Here is a 7,040-nt window from a genome sequence, read left to right as displayed (position 1 = left end):
GATCGTGGAGTACGCGCCGGCGCTGTGGCCGGTGACGGTGACGTTCTGAGGATCGCCACCGAAGCGGGCAATGTTCTCCTGCACCCATCTGAGCGCGGCGATGATGTCTTGCAGGCCGAGGTTGGTGGCGTCCGCGAACACGCCCCCGTACTGGGAGAGCGAGAGCCACCCGAACGGACCGAGCCGATAGTTCAGGGATACCCCGATGGCACGGCCGGTCGCGGCGAGACCCGAGGCATTCGAGGTGGTCTGGGTGTTCGCGCCRAGTTCGAAGCCGCCGCCGAAGATRTAGACGATCACGGGRAGCGGTTCSTCSCCSGCGTCTTCGGGTGCCSAGACGTTSAGGTTCAGGCAGTCCTCGCTGAATCCGTTGTCGGCCTCCAGCCAGCTGGTGTCGCCGGCCTGCAGCGGGGCCGGCCCCTTCTGATCGTAGGGCAGGGCCGGATTGAAAGGCAGCAAAGTGGGCTGGCGAAAGCGATCTGCGGTGGCGTAGGGGATGCCCAGCCAAGAACGTATCGCTTGGCCAGCGGTGTCAGTGTCGGTCATGTGTTCGATCCTTTCGTTGAGAGTGTGCTGTCGGGCGAGGAGGCGTGGTCTTCCTCGCCGGGGTTGTTGCGCAGCCTCGACCAGTGGTGCAGGCGCACAGGCGAAGCGCGAGTTCAAGATCTTGACCTGGCGCGAAGGTGCCGTGACTCAGACTGGCGGTGCGTCGCCGAGCCGGAACTCGCGCGTGATCGCGTCCAGCTCCTGCAATACAGGCGCGTTCAGTTTCGTTTCTCCGGCCTGCAGCACTTCCCGCAACTGGGATGCACGGCTCGCCCCGATCACCGTGCAAGTGACGCCAGGTTGTGCCAGTACCCATGCCACTGCGAGCCGTTCAGGCGCCAGGCCGGCAAGCTGAGCCAGATCCATGATGCGGCTCGCTGCTTGGAACTCTCTCTCGTGCCAGTACCGCTGTCTGTATGCGGCTGCGGTGTTTCCGGCGCCAAAGCGCGTTCCGGCGTCGGGCTCTGCCTCGCCGTGATACTTGCCCGTGAGGAAGCCACCGGCCAGCGGGTTGTAGCAGAGCGTCGCGAGGTTCTCCGCCTCGCACATGGGGAACAGGTCTCGCTCGAACTGCCGAAACAGCAAGTTGTAGCGAGGCTGAACCGTCACGGGCTTCACCAGCCGGAGAGTTTCGGAGCGCCCAAGTGCGCGAGCGATCCGCCACGCGCCCCAATTGGATACGCCGACGTATCGGGCGCGGCCGCTGCGCACGATGGTTTCGAGCGCCTCGAGCGTCTCGTCGAGCGGCGTGGAGGGATCGTCTCGGTGCAACTGGAACAGGTCCACGTAATCGGTACCGAGCCGGGCAAGCGACGCGTCGACGGCGCTCAGGAGATGTTTGCGCGACGTGCCGGCGTCCCATGGCAGTGGGCCCATCGGGCCGCCGGCCTTTGTCGTGACGATGAAGCGTTCGCGGCGGCCCTTCAGCCATTTGCCGATAATTTGCTCTGTGTACCCTTTGCGCTCGTCGGACGCGTCACTCGGGTATCGATTCGCCGTGTCGATGAAATTAACGCCCGCATCAGTGGCGGCATCGAGGATCGACATCGACTCTGTTTCGTCGGCATTGGATCCAAAGGTCATTGTGCCAAGGCACAGGCGCGAGACTCGCAGCCCGGTGTTGCCAAGACGGATCAGATCGCGACTGCTCATGGGTTGTAATCGTCAAAACCAACAAAGACGCTGGCCTCGGCCACGCTCCTGCGCTCGGAGATCACCGCGTTGGCGGGGAAGGTATCGTCAGGCCAACCGAGCGCAATGCTCTTCATGATCACCTGGTCGTCGGCAATGCCGGCATGCTCGCGCACCACCGGCGATTGCATGATGCCCTGGCTGTTGATCACGCAACCCAAGCCCCGCGACCAGGCGGCGTTGACGAGCGCAGTGGCGACCGCCCCGCAGTCGAAGAAGGTATCGTCGCTGCCGTCGCGCACGCGGTCGTAGGTGACGATGACGCAGACCGGCGCGTCAAACTGGCGGAAGCCGCGCATGACCCAATCGTGGCGCCTTTCCTTGTCGTCTCGCGCGATGCCCATCGCCGAGAACAGCTGCTTTGCGACCCCGACCTTCCGCTCGCGGTGGGGACCTTCGAAAGCCGGTCCTGTTCGAAACTCCCGGGATTGCGGCACACCGGCCAGCATCCTCTCCGTATTGCCGGCGCGGATGCGGGCTAGCGGCTCGCCGGTGACGACATAGAAATTCCACGGCTGGGTGTTGTTGGACGATGGGGCCCGCATGGCCAGTGCAATGATCTCCACGATCAATGCTCTGGGGACCGGATCAGGTTTGTAGCCTCGGATACTGCGGCGGCCGAGGATGACGTCGTCAAATTGCATCATGCCCTTCAGTCCTCGGTTGATCGTCACTCCTCCCGGCGCCCGCACGCAGCCCGATATTCGCGAACGAGCCGCGCGACCAGTGTGGCCACGTCGGGGATGTCCTCGATGAGATCGATGCCTTGCCCGCCGCTCCAGATGTCCCGCCATGGCCGGATGTCGGTCGGCAGATGGTCGAAGCGACCGGCGCCGGGCATCGCGAGCGTCTCGATATCGATTCCGCACCGCTGCAGCGACGGCTTCAACCAGTTCGCCGACACGCCAGTGACATTGGGCGTGTAGACCAGGTCTTCCGATGTCGATTCGACGAGCATCCGCTTGTAATCGGCAGGCGCATCGGCTTCCTTCGTGGCGATGAAGCGCGTTCCCATGTACGCATAGTCGGCACCCAGAACCTCTGCGGCCCGCACGCCGGCACCCGTCGAGACGCCCCCCGCCATGACCAGGGGCCCCTTGAAGATCGTGCGGATTTTTTCGATCAAGGTCAGATGGGACAGAAGCCCGGAATGGCCGCCTCCGCCCAGACCAATGGCGATCAGGCCGTCCACGCCCTGCTCGATCGCCTTCTTCGCGAACTCCACACTGATGACATCATGCAGCACGCCCATGCTCTTCGAGTGCGCGACGCGCACGACCTCGCGCGGCCCGCCGCCCACACTGATGACAGTCTCCACGCCGTAGCGGCCTGCAAGCGTCAAAGTCTCCTCGAGCTCAGCCGTGGGCAGCTTTGCGGAAACGTTGACCACGAGYGGGCCCACCTTGGTGGAATGGGCCAGCGCTTCCTTCCGCGCGGTCTGGATCGCTTCCAGCCATTCTTCGAATTGCTCGAGGGTTCTCGCGTTGTGGCGCGGCAAAACACCCACCAGTCCCGCGAGGCAAGCCTCTCGCACCAGGTTAGGCCCTGTGACGAGAAACATGGGTGCGCAGATGACAGGAACCGAAAGGCTTGAGCGGTTGAACATGGCTGATGTGGCTTTTTTTTGCCAGGTAAGAGAGTGCATGGGCGGTTGGCTACTTCGGCTGCGTCGGCTTGCGCCAGTTCCGCTCGCTGAAACCCGCGAACAACAGGGGAGACTTCCCGACGAAACGCTGAACAGCATCAGCGTGGTAATCGGTGCCGATGGCGACGGCCTGAGCGAGTGCCTCGGCCTGCGCCATCGCCGATTGGCTCGACTCGAAGGTCTGATTGAGCAGCTGCTTGGTGAGCCCCACAGCGGCAACGGACGCCAGCTTCATCTTGCGTGCGAGTTCGGTGGCCGCCTCGATGGCTTCGCCTTCGGGCACCAGGTCGTAGACGATCCCCATCGCCTTGGCCTCATCGGCACCCAACACCCGCGCCGAGAAGATCAACTCCTTGGCGCGCTGCAAGCCCACGATGCGAGGCAGCATGAAGAGGATGGACGTGTCCGGCACAAGACCCATCCGGCCGAACGCTGCACAAAAGCTTGACTTGGGCGTGGCGATGATGAAGTCGGCCGCCAGCGCGATGCTGAACCCGGCCCCGAAAGCAGGCCCGTCAACCGCCGCAATGACAGGCATCTCGAGCTTGAGGAGGTCGCGAAACCAATCCTGAATGTCCGTCATGCGGCTATGGATCATCTGGGTGGTCTTTTTCGTGGCCATGCCCTTGACGTCGCCGCCGCCGCAGAAGGCGCCCCCGCGCCCGCCGATCACCAGTGCCCTGACATCGAGCTCCTTGTGGTCGATCCCCTTGCGCAAGCGCCGGATGACGTCAGCGATCTCCACCCGCATGACATCGTCGAGTGCGTTCCTGGCCTCCGGACGGTTCAAGTGAAGAAAGGCAATGCCGTCTTCGATGTTGAACTCGATTGCTTCATAAGTCATGCACGTACCTCTGAGTTTGGTCGTTGGCTTGGTCAGGTCGACATCCCTGGCTTCTCGCGCTGCAGGTGTGGCAACAGGCGAACCACGACCTCGCGTTCTGCCGCGAACGCGTAGCAGCTGTCCACACGAAATCGGCGCTGCGCGTCGATTTCAGGATCGCCAGTCGAGACGACTCGTAGCGGCGCGATGCCTTGCAGAACGGTAGTGGCCATAGGGCCCAAGAGTTCCACAATGTGCGTGCAGGACGCCACGCCCCCAAGCAGTTCGCGTACGCGCTTGTTCCAGCCCGCCCCGATGCTGAGACCCACAAGCGCCTGCAGCGCGGCTGCTGCTCCCGGGCAGATGTTGAAAGGCGTCGCCGACATCCTGGCATCCGCAGCGTGAACCTGGAGGTCGGCGTCAATCACAAGCCGAACTGTGATGTCGTGCAGGTGACGCCCTGGAGGGGCGTCCTCCTCAGCCAGCAAGCGCCGAAACGGGTGTGTCTTGGTGTCAACCAAGCGGCCTTCGACTTCGAACAGGCCGTCATTGCGACGGTAAAAGCGCATGTCTACTTCGCGGTGGTGCAACTCTTCACGGGTCACTGCATCTGTGCTCATGAAAGTCTCCGGCCTTGTGAGTGATTCATCCCACCGCAGCATGGAAGATGCGCATGTAATTGCCGCCTGAGATCTTCCCAGCCTCTTCGGAAGTGAACCCGCCGCGCAGCATCGCCGCGATCAGATTGACCCACTGTGAATAGTCTTGCAGCGCACCAGGGGCGACCTGTTGATCGGTCCCCACACAGATGTGGTCCACGCCGATGACGTCGGCCATTTCCTTCAGTCCTTCGACGTATTTGTCGAGGTCAGGAAAGATGGCCCAGATCCCGACCGCACCGCCGGTTTCTGCAATCGCTCGCGCATGATCCGGGCTGACGCAGCGGGCGGCCAATCGGCTGGATGCCATCGCCTTCGAGCCGGCAAGTGCTGTATGCGACAGCAGCAGCGGTCTGGTGGAGACTTTTGCCGCAGCCTTGGCCGTTCGTTCGGTGGCGTGCGCCACATCGACGATCATTCCCAACCGATGGCAGTCACGGATCACCTCGGCGCCAAATTCGGTCAACCCTTCGTGCGTCACCACGCCCATCTGGAAGTCACCGATATCGTTCGGGGTGAAGTGAACAAGCTGAGCGGAGCGGATGCCGCGCTGGTGGGCTTCTTCCAACCGCTCAAGCTTTCCTTCCATGAAGTCCAGGCCCTCGACGCCTCCGATCACCGACGGATGACCTGCAGCGTGGGCCGATTCAAGATCAGCTGCCGTTAGCGCGCGCTGCAAACCATGGTGCGCCACCATCTCGTCGGCCCAGGCGAGGCGTTCAAGATGGTGCTTATAGAGCTCACCTAGCCTCGGCAAGCGGGTAAGGCAGGCGACCCCGGCTGCATTCCTGCCAAGAAGTGGTTCATCCGGGATTTCCGACAGGCACACCGCGGCGAGGGAGCCGGCCCGCATTCCGGCGGCAAGCATGCCGTTGGGGGGTGCCGGAGAGTAGATGCCCTCCGGTCCGCCGTGCGTATGGACATCCACCGAGATGGATTTGTGCAGCACATCCAGCGCTTTGGCGCCAAGCTCGGCGCCCTGGGCCGCTTCGGTCGAACCGTTGGGCCCGACACCGCCGCTGAGGATCGCCTGAACCGACGCCATCGGCGTGCTCCAGATCGAATGACGGCAAGAGGTGCCAAACGTATGGAAATGACCGCAACACATAGCTCTTCAGACAGTGACGGTCGCACTTAGCCCGGCTTCGCGCCAGAGATGTCAACCATCCGCTTCCATTTGGCAAATTCGCTCGGCATATTGCTGCGCATCTTGGCCGCGTCTTGCAAATCCATCACGTAACCCAGCCTGTCGGCCACTTCCTTGAACTCAGGCGTATTGGCTGCCTCAAGCATGATCCGCGAGATTTCCGAGACTGTGGCTGCTGGCGTACCAGCCCGCGTGACTGCGAATATGGGCGAGGTCACATCGTAGCCGCGCACGCCCGACTCATCCAACGTCGGCACATTGGCGAGTGCCGGGACGCGTTTTGGACCAGTGACGGCCAAGGCGCGTAGCTTTCCACCTTGGATCATCGACATTGCCGTCGAGGTGCCGGTGAGTCCCATTTGAAGTTGCCCGCCGATTACATCAGTCATCACCTGAGAGGCGTCTTTATAGGGAATGTGAACGATGTTGATACCCGCCATGTGCCCGAATTGAGCACCCGCCATGTGGGTGGGCGAGCCGACACCCGCCGATGCATAACTGATCGTTCCCGGCTGACGCTTAGCTTCGCCGATGAGCTCCTGGATCGTCTTGAACGGTGAATTTGTCGCCACCACGACTGCAAATGCGCCCTGAACGAATTGGGCGAGCGGAACCAAGTCGCTCACGGGATCAAACGGCAATTTTGTATAGAGGTAAGGGTAGGTGAAATGCGCACTCGTCGTTATCAGGATCACGGTGCCGTCTGGCGGAGCCTTGGCGGCGAAGTCAGTCGCGATCTGGCCACCCGAGCCTGCCTTGTTTTCAACTACTACTGGAGAGTTCCAATGCTTCGCCATGTAGGACGCGAAAAAACGTCCCAACACGTCAGTGCCTGGGCCAGGCGAATTCGGAACGATCACCTTGATCGTTTGTGACGTGAAGGGCGCAGCCATGGCAAAGGGCGGCAATGCGAGCGCGGCCAGGCCAAACTTGGCAAGTTGACGACGAGAAATCATGTTGTCTCCACTTATAAAAATTTGAACAGTCAATGTAGAAAATCCAAGAGACCTTCACCAGCCACATATCCAC

At 62.0% G+C, this 7,040-nt stretch carries 8 protein-coding genes; all 8 read right to left on the bottom strand.

The window, feature by feature from the left end; all coding sequences use genetic code 11:
• A partial coding sequence (locus AC1DOC_RS12675) for a carboxylesterase family protein (protein ID WP_478129884.1) occupies nt 1-546 on the bottom strand: 546 nt, incomplete at its 3' end.
• Nucleotides 547-693: 147 nt separating this feature from the next.
• Nucleotides 694-1,698, bottom strand: coding sequence for an aldo/keto reductase (locus AC1DOC_RS12670; RefSeq protein WP_478081231.1), 1,005 nt, complete (start codon nt 1,696-1,698; stop codon nt 694-696).
• Nucleotides 1,695-2,384, bottom strand: coding sequence for a nitroreductase (locus AC1DOC_RS12665; RefSeq protein WP_478084636.1), 690 nt, complete (start codon nt 2,382-2,384; stop codon nt 1,695-1,697). Before AC1DOC_RS12665 ends, AC1DOC_RS12670 begins: the two co-directional genes overlap by 4 nt.
• A gap of 23 nt (nt 2,385-2,407) precedes the next feature.
• Nucleotides 2,408-3,382, bottom strand: a complete 975-nt coding sequence (locus AC1DOC_RS12660) for an NAD(P)H-dependent flavin oxidoreductase (protein WP_478081229.1) — start codon at nt 3,380-3,382, stop codon at nt 2,408-2,410.
• A gap of 10 nt (nt 3,383-3,392) precedes the next feature.
• Nucleotides 3,393-4,226, bottom strand: a complete 834-nt coding sequence (locus AC1DOC_RS12655; protein WP_478081228.1) for an enoyl-CoA hydratase/isomerase family protein — start codon at nt 4,224-4,226, stop codon at nt 3,393-3,395.
• A 32-nt stretch (nt 4,227-4,258) separates the two neighbouring features.
• Nucleotides 4,259-4,825, bottom strand: a complete 567-nt coding sequence (locus AC1DOC_RS12650; protein ID WP_478081227.1) for a DUF2889 domain-containing protein — start codon at nt 4,823-4,825, stop codon at nt 4,259-4,261.
• A 25-nt stretch (nt 4,826-4,850) separates the two neighbouring features.
• Nucleotides 4,851-5,909 (bottom strand): dipeptidase, encoded by a 1,059-nt coding sequence (locus tag AC1DOC_RS12645; protein ID WP_478081226.1) that lies wholly within the window; start codon nt 5,907-5,909, stop codon nt 4,851-4,853.
• An 89-nt stretch (nt 5,910-5,998) separates the two neighbouring features.
• Nucleotides 5,999-6,967 (bottom strand): Bug family tripartite tricarboxylate transporter substrate binding protein, encoded by a 969-nt coding sequence (locus AC1DOC_RS12640; RefSeq protein WP_478081225.1) that lies wholly within the window; start codon nt 6,965-6,967, stop codon nt 5,999-6,001.
• Between the last annotated feature and the right edge of the window lie 73 nt (nt 6,968-7,040).

The organism is Variovorax sp. 01T439_2, assembly GCF_056398445.1.
Note: the sequence above shows the minus strand (reverse complement) of the source record. Positions and strands in the feature narration are given on the sequence as shown.